Origin of the sequence: Nocardia cyriacigeorgica GUH-2, assembly GCF_000284035.1 — a bacterium.
GTDB classification, from domain to species: domain Bacteria; phylum Actinomycetota; class Actinomycetes; order Mycobacteriales; family Mycobacteriaceae; genus Nocardia; species Nocardia cyriacigeorgica_B.
The window spans coordinates 5,250,892-5,267,541 of the sequence record NC_016887.1 but is presented as its reverse complement, the minus strand read 5'-3'; the positions used below and the strand labels follow the sequence as shown (position 1 = coordinate 5,267,541).

12 protein-coding genes are annotated in these 16,650 nt (G+C 68.8%); 8 read left to right on the top strand and 4 right to left on the bottom strand.

The window, feature by feature from the left end:
* Positions 1-281 precede the first annotated feature (281 nt).
* Positions 282-1,466 carry a Cmx/CmrA family chloramphenicol efflux MFS transporter gene (locus tag NOCYR_RS23815; RefSeq protein ID WP_014352972.1) on the top strand — a complete coding sequence of 395 codons (1,185 nt, stop codon included), beginning with the start codon at positions 282-284 and terminating at the stop codon, positions 1,464-1,466.
* A gap of 118 nt (positions 1,467-1,584) precedes the next feature.
* Here the strand turns inward: NOCYR_RS23815 and pgi are convergent, their stop codons facing one another.
* Positions 1,585-3,237 carry a glucose-6-phosphate isomerase gene (pgi, locus tag NOCYR_RS23810; RefSeq protein WP_014352971.1) on the bottom strand — a complete coding sequence of 551 codons (1,653 nt, stop codon included), beginning with the start codon at positions 3,235-3,237 and terminating at the stop codon, positions 1,585-1,587.
* Between the two features lie 81 nt (positions 3,238-3,318).
* Between pgi and NOCYR_RS23805 the strand changes: the two genes are divergently transcribed.
* Entirely contained in the window at positions 3,319-4,773 is a 1,455-nt protein-coding gene (locus tag NOCYR_RS23805) for an NAD-dependent succinate-semialdehyde dehydrogenase (protein ID WP_014352970.1), read from the top strand.
* Positions 4,774-4,916: 143 nt separating this feature from the next.
* Here the strand turns inward: NOCYR_RS23805 and NOCYR_RS23800 are convergent, their stop codons facing one another.
* Positions 4,917-5,210, bottom strand: coding sequence for a chorismate mutase (locus NOCYR_RS23800; protein ID WP_081505625.1), 294 nt, complete (start codon positions 5,208-5,210; stop codon positions 4,917-4,919).
* A gap of 396 nt (positions 5,211-5,606) precedes the next feature.
* Between NOCYR_RS23800 and NOCYR_RS23795 the strand changes: the two genes are divergently transcribed.
* Entirely contained in the window at positions 5,607-8,327 is a 2,721-nt protein-coding gene (locus tag NOCYR_RS23795) for a UvrD-helicase domain-containing protein (RefSeq protein WP_014352968.1), read from the top strand.
* Between the two features lie 220 nt (positions 8,328-8,547).
* Here NOCYR_RS23795 and NOCYR_RS23790 read toward each other — a convergent pair whose 3' ends face one another.
* Both NOCYR_RS23790 and NOCYR_RS23785 read right to left on the bottom strand, forming a co-directional pair.
* The gene (locus NOCYR_RS23790) at positions 8,548-9,936 is read right to left on the bottom strand and encodes a DUF1731 domain-containing protein (protein ID WP_014352967.1); all 1,389 of its coding nucleotides are present in this window, start codon (positions 9,934-9,936) and stop codon (positions 8,548-8,550) included.
* A gap of 124 nt (positions 9,937-10,060) precedes the next feature.
* On the bottom strand, positions 10,061-11,203 hold the full coding sequence (locus NOCYR_RS23785; RefSeq protein ID WP_014352966.1) for a M23 family metallopeptidase: 1,143 nt from the start codon (positions 11,201-11,203) through the stop codon (positions 10,061-10,063).
* Here NOCYR_RS23785 and NOCYR_RS29460 point away from each other — a divergent pair.
* The 5 genes from NOCYR_RS29460 (at position 11,195) to NOCYR_RS29455 (ending at position 16,648) form a co-directional block, all read left to right on the top strand.
* Complete coding sequence (locus tag NOCYR_RS29460; protein WP_148280745.1) at positions 11,195-11,374, top strand: hypothetical protein; 180 nt, start codon at positions 11,195-11,197, stop codon at positions 11,372-11,374. The two genes, NOCYR_RS23785 and NOCYR_RS29460, sit on opposite strands and share 9 nt — an antisense overlap.
* Before the next feature lie 393 nt (positions 11,375-11,767).
* Positions 11,768-12,934 (top strand): ADP-forming succinate--CoA ligase subunit beta, encoded by a 1,167-nt coding sequence (gene sucC, locus NOCYR_RS23780; RefSeq protein WP_014352965.1) that lies wholly within the window; start codon positions 11,768-11,770, stop codon positions 12,932-12,934.
* A 24-nt stretch (positions 12,935-12,958) separates the two neighbouring features.
* Entirely contained in the window at positions 12,959-13,873 is a 915-nt protein-coding gene (gene sucD, locus NOCYR_RS23775) for a succinate--CoA ligase subunit alpha (protein ID WP_014352964.1), read from the top strand.
* Between the two features lie 183 nt (positions 13,874-14,056).
* Positions 14,057-15,073 carry a DUF5336 domain-containing protein gene (locus NOCYR_RS23770; RefSeq protein WP_014352963.1) on the top strand — a complete coding sequence of 339 codons (1,017 nt, stop codon included), beginning with the start codon at positions 14,057-14,059 and terminating at the stop codon, positions 15,071-15,073.
* Positions 15,074-15,163: 90 nt separating this feature from the next.
* Positions 15,164-16,648, top strand: a complete 1,485-nt coding sequence (locus NOCYR_RS29455; protein WP_014352962.1) for a DUF6350 family protein — start codon at positions 15,164-15,166, stop codon at positions 16,646-16,648.
* The last annotated feature ends 2 nt before the right edge of the window (positions 16,649-16,650 follow it).

Below are 16,650 nucleotides of genomic sequence, written 5' to 3'. Positions count from 1 at the left end.
CCGGCCGCTCACATCCCGACCCGGAAATCCCATCGCACACCCTCGACCGGCCCTGCTACCGTGTCGCCCGTGATGTCCCCGGAGGCCTCCAGACGCTAGCCATCTGGCCGATCTGCCAGATGGCGTCGTGGTGTACCGACAGGCGGTGACGGCTCGGTCGTCACCGGTTTCGTGTGTGCCCACAGCGCACTGCCGAGATCAGGCCGGCTCCTCCGCAGTCCTTTCCGTCGGTGAGCCTTGCTCGCCGGCGGATCCGGTCATCACACTCACGGAGTCTTCTCGTGCCTCTTGTCGTATTCGTCCTGGCCGCAGCGGTATTCGTCCAGGGCACCTCGGAATTCATGCTGTCCGGCCTACTCGAGCCCATCGCCGGCGATCTCGATGTGCCGATCGGTTCGGCCGGGCTGCTGACCTCACTGTTCGCGGTGGGGATGATCATCGGTGCGCCGGTGATGGCGGTGACCGCCGGTCGCTGGCCGGTCCGGTATTCGCTGGCCGGTTTTCTCGCGCTGTTCCTCACCGTCCATATCGTCGGCGCGCTGACCAGCGATTTCGGTGTGCTGCTCGGCACCAGGCTGGTGGCTGCGGTGGCCAATGCCGGATTCCTGGCTGTCGCGCTGGCTGCATTGCCCGCGCTGGTCGGCGCGGATCGGGTCGGCCGGGCCACCTCGCTCATCCTGTCCGGCGTGACTCTTGCGTGCATCGCGGGTGTTCCCGCGGGCGCGGTTCTCGGATCGACCTTCGGCTGGCAGTCGGCCTTCTGGGCGGTGGTGCTGGCCGGCACACCCATCCTCGCCGCGACCTGGTCACTGGTTCCCGGACAGCAGCAGCGCGCCAACTCGGCCGAGCGCCCGCGGGTGCGCGATGAACTGCGGGCTCTCCGGCAGCCTGCCGTCCGGCTCGTCATGCTGGTGGGTGCCCTGGTGAACGCGGCGACCTTCGCGGGCTTCACCTACCTCGCCGTCGTCGCCACCGACATCGGCGGCGCGGGCCAGGCCTGGGTGCCGGTGGTGCTGGCCTTGTTCGGCATCGGCTCGTTCGTGGGCGTGAGCACCGCCGGCCGCTACGCCGACCGGCATTCGCGCGTCGTGATCGGGGCCGGCACCGCGGTGCTGCCGCTGATCTGGATCGTCACCGCACTCACCGCACGAGTGCTGCCCGTGCTGCTCGTCCTGACGGTGATCGTCGGCGCCGTGTCGTTCGCGGTCGGATCCACGCTGATCGGCCGCATCGTCACCGCCGCGGCGCCGGCCGCGCCCCTACTCAACGGAGCCTTCGCCACCACCGCGTTCAATATCGGGGCCGCGGGTGGACCCGCCGTCGCGGGCGTCGTCATCGCGATCAGCGGTTCGGTCGTGGCGGCCTTGTGGGCGAGCGCGGCGCTGGCGGCAATCGCAGCGATCGTCATCGCACTGAGTTGGCGCCGCGCAGAGGACCGCGTGCCGCTTACCGTGCCCACCCCATGAAGCCGACGCCGTCTCGGGGTCCAATGCCCCGGGGCGGCGTCATTCAAACGGTGGCGGGCCAGTCACCGTGCCGACCTCGTACTGTCTCGGGGGCATGCCCAGGACCCCGATTCGAAGATCACCGGTGATCGCGGTACCACCGAATGAGCTCATCGGTCGACGAATCCCCCTGCGACTGTGGCTCTTCGGCCGAGGTCAGCAGCGGTGCCAGCGCGAGTGCCTGCTGCTTACCGAGCTCCACGCCCCACTGGTCGAAGCTGTCGATGCCCCAGATGGTGCCCTCGACGAACACCTGGTGCTCGTAGAGCGCGATCAGCTGACCCAGCACCGACGGCGTGAGCTGCGGCGCGAGGATGGTGGTGCTCGGCCGGTTGCCGGGCATCACCTTGTGCGGCACCAGCTTCGGGTCGGTGCCGTCGGCGGCGACCTCCTCGGCGGTCTTGCCGAAGGCCAGCACCTTGGTCTGGGCGAACAGGTTGCTCATCAGGATGTCGTGCATACTGCCGGTGCCGTCGCGGGTCGGCAGATCGTCGGTGGGGCGGGCGAATCCGATGAAGTCGGCCGGGATGAGCCGGGTGCCCTGGTGCAGCAGCTGGTAGAAGGCATGCTGGCCGTTGGTGCCCGGCTCACCCCAGAAGATCTCGCCGGTCGAGGTGGTGACCGGGGTGCCGTCGGCACGGACCGACTTGCCGTTGGATTCCATGGTCAGCTGCTGCAGATAGGCCGGGAAGCGCGCGAGATCGTTCGAATACGGCAGCACCGCACGCGATTCCGCGCCGAAGAAGTTCGCGTACCACACCCCGAGCAGGCCGAGCAGCACCGGCGCATTGTGCTGCAGTGGGGCGGCGGCGAAATGCTCGTCGATGCTGTGCATGCCCGCGAGGAACTCCGCGAAGCGCTGCTTGCCGATGGTGATCATCACCGACAACCCGATCGCCGAATCCACCGAGTACCGGCCGCCGACCCAGTCCCAGAAGCCGAACATGTTGGCGGTGTCGATGCCGAACTCGGCCACCCGCTCGGCATTGGTCGACACCGCGACGAAATGCTTGGCCACCGCGTCCTCACCCAGCGCGTCGACCAGCCAGCGCCGGGCCGCGGTCGCATTGGTGAGCGTCTCCAGCGTGGAGAAGGTCTTGGAGGCGACCACGAACAGCGTGGTGGCCGGATCGAGCCCATCGAGGGTCGACACCAGATCGGCAGGATCGACGTTGGAGACGAAACGGGCCCCGATGCTGGTCTCGGGCGTCTCGCCGACGGCGAAGTGGCGCAGCGCCTGATGCACCATCACCGGGCCGAGATCCGAACCGCCGATGCCGATGTTCACCACGGTCGCGATGCGCTCGCCGGTGGCCCCGCGCCACTGCCCGGACCGCACCTGATCGGCGAACGCGCCCATCCGCGTGAGCACCTCGTGCACCTGCGCGCCCGCGTCGGCGCCGTCGAGTTGCAGCGAGCTGCCCGCGGGCAGGCGCAGCGCGATATGGCCGACGGCGCGATCTTCGGAGGTATTGATGTGCTCGCCGCGATACATCCGGTCGCGACGCTCCTCGACGCCCGCCTCGCGCGCCAATTCGACCAGCAGTTGCAGGGTTTCCCGGTTGATGCGGTGCTTGCTGTAGTCGATGTGCAGATCCCCCGCCGTCACCGTCAGCTCGCGGCCGCGGGCGGGATCCTCGGCGAAGAATTCGCGTAGCGTCCGGCCGGAAACAGCGCTGTGGTGGTCGTGCAGTTTCTGCCAGGCCGCCGATGCGGTGATGTCGCTGCTCACGTCCGCCGAGCGTAGTAGCCGCCTCGCGCGCGTGCACGCGAACGGCGCCGAAGCCCGGCGGCGCGGGCCTAACCTTGGCTCATGGCCTCCGAACGCGAAGTACTCGAATCCGTACCCACTCAGCTGTGGATCGGCGCAGGAGCCGACGCCACCGGCGGCGCCACCTTCCCGGTCTACAACCCGGCCGACGGTCAGGTGCTGACCCACGTCGCCGACGCCAGTCCCGAAGACGCGATGCGGGCCCTCGACGCCGCCGTCGCGGCGCAGGCCGACTGGGCCGCCACCCCCGCCCGCGAACGCGGCGAGATCCTGCGGGCGGTCTTCGAACAACTCACCGCGCGGGCCGAGGAGTTCGCGCTGCTGATGACCCTGGAAATGGGCAAGGCGCTGCCCGAGAGCCGCAACGAAGTGCGTTACGGCGCCGAATTCTTCCGCTGGTTCAGCGAGGAGGCGGTGCGGGTGCACGGCCGCTACCTGCACGCGCCGTCGGGCACCGGCCGGATCATGGTGCACAAACAGCCGGTCGGGCCGTGCCTGGCGATCACGCCGTGGAATTTCCCGCTGGCCATGGGCACCCGCAAGATCGGTCCCGCGCTCGCCGCCGGCTGCACCATCATCGTCAAACCGGCCTCCGAGACCCCGCTGACGATGCTGCTGCTGGCCAAGCTGTGCCGCGAGGCCGGCCTGCCCGACGGTGTGCTCTCGGTGATCACCACCAAACGTTCCGGCGCCGTCACCGGACCGCTGTTGCAGGACCCGCGGCTGCGCAAGCTGACCTTCACCGGCTCCACCGAGGTGGGCCGCAAGCTGGTCGAGCAGTCGGCGCACGGCCTGCTGCGCACCTCGATGGAATTGGGCGGCAACGCACCGTTCGTGGTGTTCGACGACGCCGACGTCGATGCCGCCGTGCAGGGCGCGATGCTGGCCAAGCTGCGCAATGGCGGTGAGGCGTGCACCGCGGCCAACCGCTTCCACGTCCAGCGCGGCGTCGCCGAGGAATTCACCACCAAACTGATCGAGGCGATGACCGAGTCGGTCGTCCTCGGACCCGGCACCGATCCGGACACCACCCTGGGCCCGCTGATCAACGAGGACCAGCGCAACACCGTCCGTGAGCTGGTCGACGACGCCGTGCACGCGGGCGCCACCGTGCGCCTCGGTGGTAAGGAGCCGGACGGTCCGGGCTGGTTCTACCCGGCGACCATCCTCACCGACATCCCGGCCGAGGCCAGGATCCTGCGCGAGGAGGTGTTCGGCCCGGTGGCGCCGATCGTCACCTTCGATACCGAGGACGAAGGCTTGGCCGCGGCCAACGACACCGAGTTCGGCCTGGTCAGCTACGTGTACACACGGGATCTGGACCGGGCCCTGCGGGTGGCCGAGGGGCTGGAGAGCGGTATGGTCGGGATCAACCGGGGCGTGATCTCCGATCCCGCGGCCCCGTTCGGCGGGGTGAAGGCGTCCGGCTTCGGGCGCGAGGGCGGCACCGAGGGCATCGAGGAATACCTGTCCACCAAGTACATCGCGCTGGCCTAGCGGAAGGCCCGGGAAACGAGACGACCGCCCCGGGGTGGGAACACCCGGGGCGGCCATGGGGGAAGCGACGATCTCGCGACCGTCGCGAAAGCTTGATACGCCCGCCTACCCTGGCGCAGCAGCGCCGGTGTGCGGGCGGGGAGTCAGTGGCCGAGGCGGCCGCGGCCGAGCCGCAGCAACAGCATCGCGAGGGTGTGGCCTTCCTGGCCCAGCTCGCTGAAGCGCTCCAACACCTTCATCTCACGGCTGTGCACAAGGCGCGGCCCGCCGGACGCCATTCGGGTACGGCCGATGATCCGCGAGATCTCGGTCCGGCGCTTGATCGCCGCGAGGATCTCGGCATCGAGCCGGTCGATCTCCTTGCGGAGTTTTTCGATCTCCGCCTCGGTATGAGGCAGAGCCGATTCGGACCCGGTCGTCGTGGCAGGGGTGCTCATCATTCATCTCCTCGTGTCAGAACGTGGATCGGTCGACGCGGGCAGCGCGTTACCGATCGGTTCTTTCACCGTGAAACAGACCTGGTGGACCTTGCATTGTCCCCCCAGCATTGTCTCCCCAGTGGGGGCGCTCAGGTGCAAAGTCCGCGATACCCGTGTGCGGGGGACATCCGAAAAGGACGTCGCGCGGTAGCCCTGACCATGTGGCCAGTCTGCCACGGGTCGAAAGGTATGCAAAACGGTTACGTTTGTGAATCTGCTGAGAACGTGTTCACAGCTTTCCGGCCACGGCTACCTGGGGCTGTTCACCGGTTGTTGGCCCATTGCTCACCCGGAGCTCGCCCGGCCCGGCAGGAGTTCAACTCTGTCGGTGCGCGCCGGTAGCGTGGACAGACGATGGACAGCACCTTGGCTCCCGAGACGCACGGCGGTCGCCGGCCCGAACCCGAACCGCGTTCCGGCACCTCGCCGCAGGCCCAGACCGCGCCCCAGGCTGCGCACACGCCGCAGGCACCCGAAGGCGCGGCGTCCGCTGCTGCGCCCGCCCAGGGCGGTCTACGGGCCCAGCAACAGCGTCTCACCGCCGAGCAGCAGCAGCGTCGCAGCGAGGCCGCCCAGCGTCGTGCCGACCAAGAGCAGCGGCAGGCCGAGGAGACCGAGCGATTGCTCGAGGGCCTCAATCCGCAGCAGCGCGCCGCCGTGGTGCACACCGGGGCGCCGCTGTTGATCGTCGCGGGCGCCGGCTCCGGCAAAACGGCCGTGCTCACCAGACGCATCGCCTATCTGCTCGCCGCGCGCGGCGCCACGCCGGGCCAGATCCTGGCCATCACCTTCACCAACAAGGCCGCCGCGGAGATGCGCGAGCGGGTCATCGGGCTGGTCGGTCCGCGGGCGAACAATATGTGGGTCTCCACCTTCCACTCCAGCTGTGTGCGCATCCTGCGCATGCAGTCGGCGCTGCTGCCCGGGCTCAATTCGAACTTCTCGATCTACGACGCCGACGATTCCCGTCGCCTGCTCACCATGATCAGCCGCGATCTGGATATCGACACCAAGAAGTACTCCGCGCGCCTGCTCGCCACCGCCATCTCGAACCTGAAGAACGAACTCATCGATCCGGCCAAGGCCAGCGCCGACGCCGAATCCGAGGAGGCCGAGCTGCCGGGCCTGGTGGCCCGGGTCTACACCGAGTACCAGCGCAGGTTGCGCGCGGCGAACGCGCTGGATTTCGACGATCTGATCGGTGAGACGGTCGCGCTGCTGCAAAACCATCCGCAGGTCGCCGAGTACTACCGCAGGCGCTTCCGGCATGTGCTGGTCGACGAGTACCAGGACACCAACCACGCCCAGTACATCCTGGTCCGTGAGCTGGTGGGCCATCACGCGAGCCGTCCGCCCGCCGACGCCGCCGGTGACGCCGATGCCGCCGCCGGTGCGGCCGCGGCCGCCGGGCCGGAGGAGGAGTGGTCCGACGACGACCAGCACCGGGTGCCGCCGAGCGAACTGTGCGTCGTCGGTGACGCCGACCAGTCCATCTATGCCTTCCGCGGCGCCACCATCCGCAATATCGAGGAGTTCGAGCGCGACTTCCCCGATGCCGAGACCATTCTGCTGGAGCAGAACTACCGCTCCACCCAGCACATCCTGTCCGCCGCGAACGCGGTGATCGCCCGCAACGAGGGCAGGCGGGACAAGCGGCTGTGGACCGATTCCGGTGAGGGCGATCTGATCACCGGCTACGTCGCCGACAACGAACACGATGAAGCGTCGTTCGTGGCGCGCGAGATCGATCGGCTGGTCGACGCGGGCGAGGCCGGCTACGGCGATGTGGCGGTGTTCTACCGCACCAACAACAATTCGCGCGCGCTGGAAGAGATCTTCATCCGGATGGGCCTGCCCTACAAGGTGGTCGGCGGGGTGCGGTTCTACGAGCGCAAGGAAGTCCGCGATGTCGTGGCCTACCTGCGGGTCCTGGAGAACCCCGACGACGCGGTGAGCCTGCGCCGCATCCTCAACACCCCCCGGCGCGGCATCGGCGATCGCGCCGAAGCCTGCGTGGCAGTGCACGCCGAGCAGCGCGATATCGGTTTCGCCGCCGCCTTGCGCGATGCCGCCGACGGCAAGGTCGCGCTGCTGAACACCCGCGCCCAGCGCGCCATCGCCGGGTTCCTGGACCTCTTGGAGGAAATCCGCGCTGCCGGTCACCGCCCGGACGCCGACTTCCCGGATGTCGGCAATGTGGTGGAGGCAGTGCTCGACCGCACCGGCTACCGCGCCGAGCTGGAAGCCTCCGACGACCCGCAGGACGGCGCCCGGCTCGACAACCTCAACGAGCTGGTCAGCGTCGCACGGGAATTCAGCTCCGAGGCGCACAACAATGCCGAGGCCGCGCGCGCGGAGGGCCTGCTGCCCGAGGCCGCCGACGGCGAACCCGAACCCGGTTCGCTGGCCGCCTTCCTGGAGCGGGTGTCGCTGGTCGCCGATACCGACCAGATCCCGGACGAGGGTTCGGGCGTGGTCACCATGATGACCCTGCACACCGCCAAGGGCCTGGAGTTTCCCGTCGTCTTCGTCACCGGCTGGGAAGACGGCCAGTTCCCGCATATGCGCGCGCTCGGCGATCCGGCCGAACTGGCCGAGGAGCGGCGCCTCGCCTACGTCGGCATCACCCGGGCCCGGCGCCGGCTGTATCTGAGCCGCGCGGTGGTGCGTTCGGGCTGGGGGCAGCCGGTCTCCAATCCGGAATCACGGTTCCTCCAGGAGATCCCGGGCCACCTGATCGACTGGAAACGACTGGAGCCCAAGAGTTCCGGTGGGATGCGCGGTGGACGTCGGCGCGGCGACGATGACGGGGAACGCGACTGGACCGAAGGCTGGTCGGAGCCACGCCCGGGCATGCGGGATCGGCGGCCCGCGCCGCGCAGCGCGGGCGTCAAACGCAATAACGTCGATCTCGTGCTCGCGGTGGGCGACCGGGTCAGCGATGACAAGTACGGCCTCGGCCGGGTCGTCGCCGCCGACGGTGTCGGTCCACTGGCCACGGTCACCATCGACTTCGGTACCGCAGGCAAGATCCGGCTGATCCCGCAGTTCAGCCGGACTTTGGTCAAGCTCTGACGCCTGGCGTTCGCGCGGGTGTAGGCCGTGGCGGTGAGTACGGCGAGGGCGCAGAGCAAGTGACGCATGGGGGCTGCCTGCTTGTAGCGCCGGGTGACCGCCGCTGCCGGCAGGCGGTTGGCGCGACATTGCACGCCTCGGACCGCGGTGAAGACGTGGCGCTGCGTGCGGGTGGCGCGGCCTTCCGATGGCGCTGCGCGAGCCCGCCTCCCCGCGCTGGTCAGTTCGGCAGCAGGTCGCTGAGAGCGTCGTCGAGGGTCGGGTAGCGGAACCGGAAACCCGTCTCGCGCAACACTGCCGACGTCGCGTGCCGGCCGGTGAGTCCGAGCGCCGGATCGGTGCGCAGCACCACGGCGCCGAGGGCCAGCAGCGTCGTCGGGGTCGGCAGAGCGGGTGGCCGGTGCAGGTGCCTGCGCAGCGTCGTCATGAGGTCGCGGTTGCGTACCGGGAAGTCGGTGGCCGCCACCAGGATTCCGTCCGGCAGCCGCACCTCGGGATCGAGCCCGAGTGCTGCGCGGACGATGGCGAGCCAGTCCTCGATGTGGATCCAGCTGAACCACTGCTTGCCCGCACCGATCCGCCCACCGAGCCCGGCGCGGGTCAGCTGGGTCAGGCGTTTCAGCGCGGGGGCTTGCGAATCCAGCACGATGGAGGTGCGCAGGACGGTGCGGTGGGTGGCCTTCGCGCCGTCGATGGCCTCTTCCCACGCGGCCGCCACGCCGGTCATCTGTGGGAGGGCGGCGGCACCGGTCGGCAGCGGAGTGGTTTCGGTGCATCGGGTTTCGCCCGCATCGGACCAGATGGCGGTGGTACTGGCCTGGATCCAATAGGCGATCGGCGCGTCGAGTCCGGCCGCGGCGGCGACCAGTGCGCGAGTGGGTTCGACTCGGCTGCGCCGGAGTTCGGCGATGTTCTCGGCGGTCGGACGGCAGTCGACCAGCTTGCCCGCCAGATTGATGACGGCGGTCGGCCCGGGATTCACCAGCGCATCGGCCCAGTCGCCGACGGTTCTGCCGTCCCATTCCCGCTGCGGGAAGGGCGATTCCGGGTCGTGGCGGCGGGTGAGGACGACGACGCGCTGTCCGCGGCACACCAGGTCGGCGGCGATGTGGCGGCCCAGCGCGCCGGAGCCGCCCGCGATGACGGCGGTCAGGGCATCGGGTGCCTGGGTGATTCCGGCGAGCATCGCCAGCCGGGCGAAGCACACCCGCGCGTCGTTCTCCACCAGGTTGCCAATGATCGCGCGCACCGCGGACGCGGACGGTCCGGTGAAGGTGAGCCGTTGCGCCAGTTCGGTTCCGCCGGGGACGGGAGTGAGGGTCCAGGTGAGATACATCCGCCCCATCGGCGTGTCCTGCTCGAGGATCAGCTCGCGGTCGGGGATCACCGTGGTGAGGACGAACGGGTCGGCGCTGCGCTGATGCACGGGGCCGAGCAGCCGTCCGCGCGGGACGATGTCACCGGTGGCTCCGGCCTGGACAGGCCCGTGCATGACGACCGAGGTGACGGCGGGGTTCCACTCGGGCAGCCGCTGGGGGTCGCCGAGTACGCGCCAGATGTCTGCGGCGGGTAGCGCGAGGACTTGGGTGTACGTCGTTGTACGAGCCATGGCCCGACGTTATGCGGCGCACCCGTGCTGCGGAAGCGTGCGCTTGATCACCGCGGCGTGCGTCGACCGGAATCGGCCTGCGCCACAGACATCTGTCGCGTGTCGATCCGTTATGGGGGTGCGGTCAGTCGCGCATCTGGCCCAGGCTGATGCCGCGGGTGGCGAGCCAGGGGAGCGGATCGACCTTGTCGGTGCCGTTGAGCCAGACCTCGAAATGCACGTGCGGACCGGTGGAGAAGCCGCGGTTGCCCATGGTGGCGATCTGATCGCCGGCCAGTACCCGATCGCCCTGCGACACGGTGGCGGTGTCGATGTGGCCGTAGATGGTGACGGTGCCGTCGTCGTGCAGCAGCCGCACCCACATACCGAATCCGGCGGCGGGACCCGCTTCGATGACGGTGCCGTCGGCGACGGCGTAGATGGGGGTGCCGATCGGGCCCGCCACATCGATGCCGAGGTGCTGCACACCCCAGCGGGCGCCGAAGCCGGAAGTGAAGTTGCCGGCCGCGAACCGGGCGAACAGCGGCCGCATCTTGGCGGCTTCCTGGGCGGCCAAGTCTTCGGCGTACTTCTGGCCCTTTTCCAGGATGTCGGTGAACTGGCTCAGATCCACCGGCGCGCCGACGGTGAGTACCTGCGGTGAATCCGGCGAGGTAGCCGCGGCGGCAGGGTCGCCCGCGTTCATCGGCGAATGCGAGGCGATCTCGTAGATCTGGTCGGCCTCGTAGTCGGCCGCCATGGTCTGTTCTTCGGGGCTGGCGAAGGCGCACTGGCCGGCGGCGACGAAGGCGCCGGCGGCGACCGCGGCGACCGCGGCGCGGCCCTTGAGCGCCGAGGGCGGGGCGGGTAGTCGGTGCGCGCCGCCGCTGCGGGAGCGGCTCTCGCGGGCGGGGATGACCTTCGGCGCGGCCGGTTCGGCGGATTCCTCGGCGGGCTCGTCGTCCTCGCGCCAGGCCTCGCCGCCACCGCTCCAGGCGCCGCCGTCGGACCAGGTCTCGCCCTCGGTCCAGCTCTGCTCGGACCATTCGGGCGTCCAGCCGTTGTTGTCGCTTTCGGCCCAGGCATCGCCGTCGGACCAGGAGGCGTTGTCCTGCCAGGCGTGATCGGCGGACCAGGAGTTGTCGGCTTCGCTCGCGGTGTGCGCGGCGGGGGCGGTGTGGAAGCCGTAGTGGCCGCCGTTCGCCGGGGCGTTCGCGGGGCCGTCTTCGTGGCGGTATCGGTGACCCGACCGGCTGCGAGTGGGGTCGAGGGTCGTGCGGTGGTTCATCGGCGAGCCCGCATCACGATGCGGATGGATCTCGCGCGCGTGCCCGGCCCGGACGGGGGCGGCATCGACGGGTCGATCGTGGAACGGCTCTCCAACGACGGAGTGCTGTGGTGCGTCAAGCTTGCCGTCCTCCTCATCACCTGGAACAACGGAGTCGTGACCGGGTTGTGATATCGACCGCATCGACGGTAACGAAACGATTGCGCACTGCGCAAGCGGTGTGCACATTCCGGCCACAGTTGTGAGATGGATCACGATAACAGCTCGATTCAACTCACGCGTTTCTGGGCACCGGAGTGAGGTTGCCTGGTCGTGACGGGTCCGTGATCCGCGGGCCGGATACCGTGCGAGCAGGCCTCCGGTGACTCGTCAACAAGCTACTCGCCAGTAGCCTTGGCCAGCGGTTTTGCCCGTCCCGGGGGTTCGGCCGTGACCTGCGCCACTTAGGATGTACGTGGCCGATTGGCCTTCCATGTGACTGGTTAGAGTCCGACCCGACCCGCTTCCGACGTCGGGCCGCCAACAAAGACGTTGTCATAGCAACGCAGACGAGACGGTGAATACATGGATCTCTTCGAATATCAGGCGAAGGAGCTCTTCGTTAAGCACGGAGTGCCTTCGTCGGAGGGCCGCGTGACGGACACGGCCGAGGATGCCCGCGCCATCGCGCAGGAAATCGGCAAGCCGGTGATGATCAAGTCCCAGGTGAAGGTCGGCGGCCGTGGCAAGGCAGGCGGCGTGAAGTACGCCGCCACCCCGGAAGACGCCTTCACGCACGCGTCGAACATTCTCGGCCTCGACATCAAGGGCCACATCACCAAGAAGATCCTTGTCGCCGAAGCCAAGGACATCGCGGAGGAGTACTACATCTCCTTCCTGCTGGATCGCTCCAACCGCACCTACCTGGCCATGTGCTCGGTCGAGGGCGGCATGGAGATCGAAGAGGTCGCGGCCACCAAGCCCGACCGCCTGGCCAAGGTTCCGGTCGACGCCGTCAAGGGTGTCGACCTGGCCTTCGCGCGTTCCATCGCCGAGCAGGGCCACCTGCCCGCCGAGGTGCTCGACGCCGCGGCCGTGACCATCCAGAAGCTGTGGGAGGTCTTCGTCGCCGAAGACGCCACCCTGGTCGAGGTCAACCCGCTGGTGCGCACCCCGCAGGACGAGATCCTCGCCCTCGACGGCAAGGTCACCCTGGACGAGAACGCCGACTTCCGCCAGCCCGGCCACGCGGAGTTCGCGGACAAGGACGCGACCGACCCGCTGGAGCTCAAGGCCAAGGAGAACGACCTCAACTACGTCAAGCTCGACGGTGAGGTCGGCATCATCGGCAACGGCGCCGGTCTGGTCATGTCGACCCTCGACGTGGTCGCCTACGCGGGCGAGAAGCACGACGGGGTCAAGCCGGCCAACTTCCTCGACATCGGTGGCGGCGCCTCGGCCGAGGTGATGGCGGCCGGGCTGGACGTCATCCTGAACGACGCCCAGGTCAAGAGCGTGTTCGTCAACGTCTTCGGTGGTATCACCGCCTGTGACGCGGTGGCCAACGGCATCGTCAAGGCGCTGGAGATCCTGGGCTCGGAGGCGAACAAGCCGCTGGTCGTGCGGCTGGACGGCAACCGCGTGGAGGAGGGTCGCAAGATCCTCGCCGACGCCGCGCACCCGCTGGTGACGCTGGCGCAGACAATGGACGAAGGCGCCGACAAGGCCGCCGAACTGGCTGCCGCCAAATAACGACGGCCGAGTAAGGACAACAACATGTCTATCTTCCTCAACAAGGACTCCAAGGTCATCGTCCAGGGCATCACCGGCGGCGAGGGCACCAAGCACACCGCCCTGATGCTGAAGGCGGGCACCCAGATCGTCGGTGGCGTCAACGCGCGCAAGGCGGGCACCACCGTCTCGCACACCGACAAAGACGGCAACGCCGTAGAGCTGCCGGTCTTCGGTGGCGTGGCCGAGGCCATGAAGGAGACCGGGGCCGACGTCTCGATCGCCTTCGTGCCGCCGAAGTTCGCCAAGGACGCCATCATCGAGGCCATCGACGCGGAGATCCCGCTGCTGGTGGTCATCACCGAGGGCATCCCGGTGCAGGACACCGCCTACGCCTGGGCCTACAACGTGGAGAAGGGCAACAAGACCCGGATCATCGGCCCGAACTGCCCCGGCATCATCACCCCGGGCGAGGCGCTGGTGGGCATCACCCCGGCCAACATCACCGGCAAGGGCCCGATCGGCCTGGTCTCCAAGTCCGGCACGCTGACCTACCAGATGATGTACGAGCTGCGCGATTTCGGCTTCTCGACCTCCATCGGCATCGGCGGCGACCCGGTCATCGGCACCACCCACATCGATGCCATCGAGGCGTTCGAGAAGGACCCGGAGACCGAGCTGATCGTGATGATCGGCGAGATCGGCGGCGACGCCGAGGAGCGGGCCGCGGCCTACATCAAGGAGAACGTGACCAAGCCGGTCGTCGGCTACGTCGCGGGCTTCACCGCCCCCGAGGGCAAGACCATGGGTCACGCGGGCGCCATCGTCTCCGGTTCGTCGGGCACCGCCCAGGCGAAGAAGGACGCGCTCGAGGCCGCGGGTGTGAAGGTCGGCAAGACGCCGTCCGAGACCGCCGCGCTCGCGCGCGAGATCCTGGAGAAGGCAAGCGTCACTGCTTGATCCCCATATGGATCTTCGAAGGCCGCTTCCGGTTCGCCGGTTGCGGCCTTCGTCGTTATCCACAGGCGGCGATTCTCTCCACAGGGGAATCGCTCGGTGATGACCTCCGCGCCCCGGTGCAGTAGCGTCAGGAGGGAATCAGTCGTGAACACACATGTATGACTCGACCTAGGAGACGACGACATGTCATACCCGACCGGGGGCTCCGGGTACAACGCGCCCGCGCCGACGCCCTCCGCTTCCCCCAACCCCGGCCAGTCGCCGGCCGGCGCAGGTACCGAATCCGGTGCCGCCGCCAAGGGGCTGCCGTTCTTCCTGACGATCGGCGTGGCTGCGCTGGGTGTGATCAGCTTCCTCTTCGGTTTCCTGCCGTACCAGGGCGCCAAAGAGGGCGGATCGTTGTTCACCGGTGAGGGTTCGGATGAGACCGAGAACGCCTTCAACTCGATGCTCGGCATCACGCCCCTGCTCACCATCGTCCTGATCGCGGCTCTGCTGGCGGGTCTGTCGCTGCTGCCCAAGCAGAACTGGACCGGCGCGGCTGCCGCAGTATCGGTGGCCGGCTTCTTCGGTCTGCTGTTCCAGTCGTTCAATCAGCTCGAAGGCATCGAGCTCCAGTGGGGCGCCTGGGTCCTGCTGTTCTTCGTGTTCGTCCAGGCCGCCATCGCCGTCGCGGTCGTGCTGTTCGAGGCCGGCATCATCAAGCTGCCCGAACCGCGTCCGGCCGCACAGCAGGCGCAGGCCGGCTACGGCCAGCAGCCGGGTTACGGCCAGCAGCAGTATGGCCAGCAGCAGGGTGGCTACGGCCAGCAGCAGTTCGGTCAGGGCCAGCCGGGCCAGGGCGGTTTCGGTGGCGGTCAGTACCCGTCGCAGCCCTCCTACAGCCAGCCGGGCCAGCAGCAGCAGTACGGCCAGCAGCCGGGTCAGCAGCAGTACGGTCAGCAGCAGCAGTCCTACGGCCAGCAGCCCGGTTATGGTGCGGGCCAGCAGCAGTCGCCGTACGCCGGTGGCCAGCAGCAGTCGCCGTCGGAAGGCGCCACCCAGCAGTTCGGTGGTCAGCAGCAGCAGTACGGCCAGCAGCAGTACGGTCAGCAGCAGCCGCAACAGGGTCAGCCCAGCCAGCCGTTCGGCGGTGAGCAGAACGCCGATCCGGCCGCCGACCCGACTCGCGCGTTCCGTCCCTCGGACGACAACAAGTAATCCGGCGACCACACGGTTGTCATCGTGGCTCTCCCGGCGCCCGGCGCGCCTGACCCGCTCGCGCCGGGAGAGCTGCCAACCTGAATCTTCATGAGCTCCCCGCGGAATTCGCTTGTCCGACGGGCCGCACCGGTCCGATCCGAGCCGGAGCCGCCGGTCGATGAGCCCGGCTTTCTGTCCCTCACCCCCGAACGCGCGCGGGTGTTGATGCTCGTCGCCGCCCGCCCGGCCGCGTTCGGGCTCGCGGCCATCGTCATCGCCATGTTCGCCACGCTGCTGGCTTCCGGCAGCGGCCTTTCCGGTATCTCCGGCGCTATCGCGGGCAGTTGGCTCGCCGTACATCAGGTACCTGTCGTCATCGGCGCCACCACGCTCGGTGTGCTGCCGCTGCTGCCCACCGCACTGCTGATGTGGGCCTGTGGACGCGAATGCGCGCACGCGGTGGAACCCGATCCGTCCCGCGCCGATCTGGCCTGGCTGGTGGCCGCGGCCGTGGGTGGTCCACTACTCGTCACCGCGGTCTGCCTGGCCGTCACCGAGGATGCCTCCGGTGTGCTGCCGATGCAGCCGCCCAATCCGCTCACCGCCTTCGCCTGGGTCGGTGGCCTGCATCTGGTGGCCGCGGGCTGCGGAATCGCCGCCGGGCTCTGGCCCGCCTCGGTCGACCGGCTGCCGTACTGGGTGGTCGCGGCCGGGTACGCCGCCGCGCACACCGTGTTGCGGCTGCTCGGCGCCGCCGCTGTAGTCACCGTCGTCTCGCTGCTCGCGCACTGGTCGCGGATCGGCGACAGCTATTCCGGGGCGGGCAATGCCGGCGGCGTCATCGGGCTGACGGTGCTCTCGCTGCTGTATCTGCCCAATGTGGTGATCGGCGCGGTGGCCGTGCTGGTCGGCGCGGGCGTCGAATTCGGTGACGCGTCGGTGGGCGTGTTCTCGGTGGTCGGCGGCCCGGTGCCGGCGATGCCGGTGCTCGCCGCACTGCCTACCGGACCCGCGGCCGGGTGGTGGCCGGCGCTGCTGCTGATCCCGGTGATCGTCGGCGTGATCGGCGGTCTCGATACTGCGCGCACCTCGCACGACCGCCTGCTCGCCCCGTGGTCCACGCTCACCAGCGCTGCACTGGCGACGGTGGTGCTGGTGCTGCTCGGCGTGGTGGCCGGCGGTGAACTGGGTACCTTCGGCCGGATCGGACCGGATCTGCTCGCCTTCGCCGTAGTCACCGTCGTCCTGCTGGCCGTCACCGGATATGCCGGGCTCGTGTTCGCCCGGCTGTTCATCACGCCCGTCGGCAGCCCGATCCCCGGGTTCGGCTACGACGACCACGGCTACGACGACCACGACGAGTACGACGCAGAGGACTACCTCGACGAGGAGTACGACGACTACGACGATGACGAGTTCGACGACTACGACGACGGCCCGGAACTGACGGTCGAACTCGACGCCGAAGTCATCGACGAGCAGCCCGCACTCGACCGCCGGCCCGCCCGCCCGGCCGACCCGCCCGCCGAGATCGTCGACGCCGAGGTGGTCGAGGCGGACCTGCCGGAAAGTAGCCGAACCCAGGATCGTTAGGC

Excerpts from the sequence above, each read along its gene's own strand:
- NOCYR_RS23805 (WP_014352970.1), top strand. The coding sequence starts at position 3,319 with ATGGCCTCCGAACGCGAAGTACTCGAATCCGTACCCACTCAGCTGTGG.
- NOCYR_RS23800 (WP_081505625.1), bottom strand. The coding sequence starts at position 5,210 with ATGAGCACCCCTGCCACGACGACCGGGTCCGAATCGGCTCTGCCTCAT.
- NOCYR_RS23795 (WP_014352968.1), top strand. The coding sequence starts at position 5,607 with ATGGACAGCACCTTGGCTCCCGAGACGCACGGCGGTCGCCGGCCCGAA.
- NOCYR_RS23790 (WP_014352967.1), bottom strand. The coding sequence starts at position 9,936 with ATGGCTCGTACAACGACGTACACCCAAGTCCTCGCGCTACCCGCCGCA.
- NOCYR_RS23785 (WP_014352966.1), bottom strand. The coding sequence starts at position 11,203 with ATGAACCACCGCACGACCCTCGACCCCACTCGCAGCCGGTCGGGTCAC.
- sucC (WP_014352965.1), top strand. The coding sequence starts at position 11,768 with ATGGATCTCTTCGAATATCAGGCGAAGGAGCTCTTCGTTAAGCACGGA.
- sucD (WP_014352964.1), top strand. The coding sequence starts at position 12,959 with ATGTCTATCTTCCTCAACAAGGACTCCAAGGTCATCGTCCAGGGCATC.
- NOCYR_RS23770 (WP_014352963.1), top strand. The coding sequence starts at position 14,057 with ATGTCATACCCGACCGGGGGCTCCGGGTACAACGCGCCCGCGCCGACG.
- NOCYR_RS29455 (WP_014352962.1), top strand. The coding sequence starts at position 15,164 with ATGAGCTCCCCGCGGAATTCGCTTGTCCGACGGGCCGCACCGGTCCGA.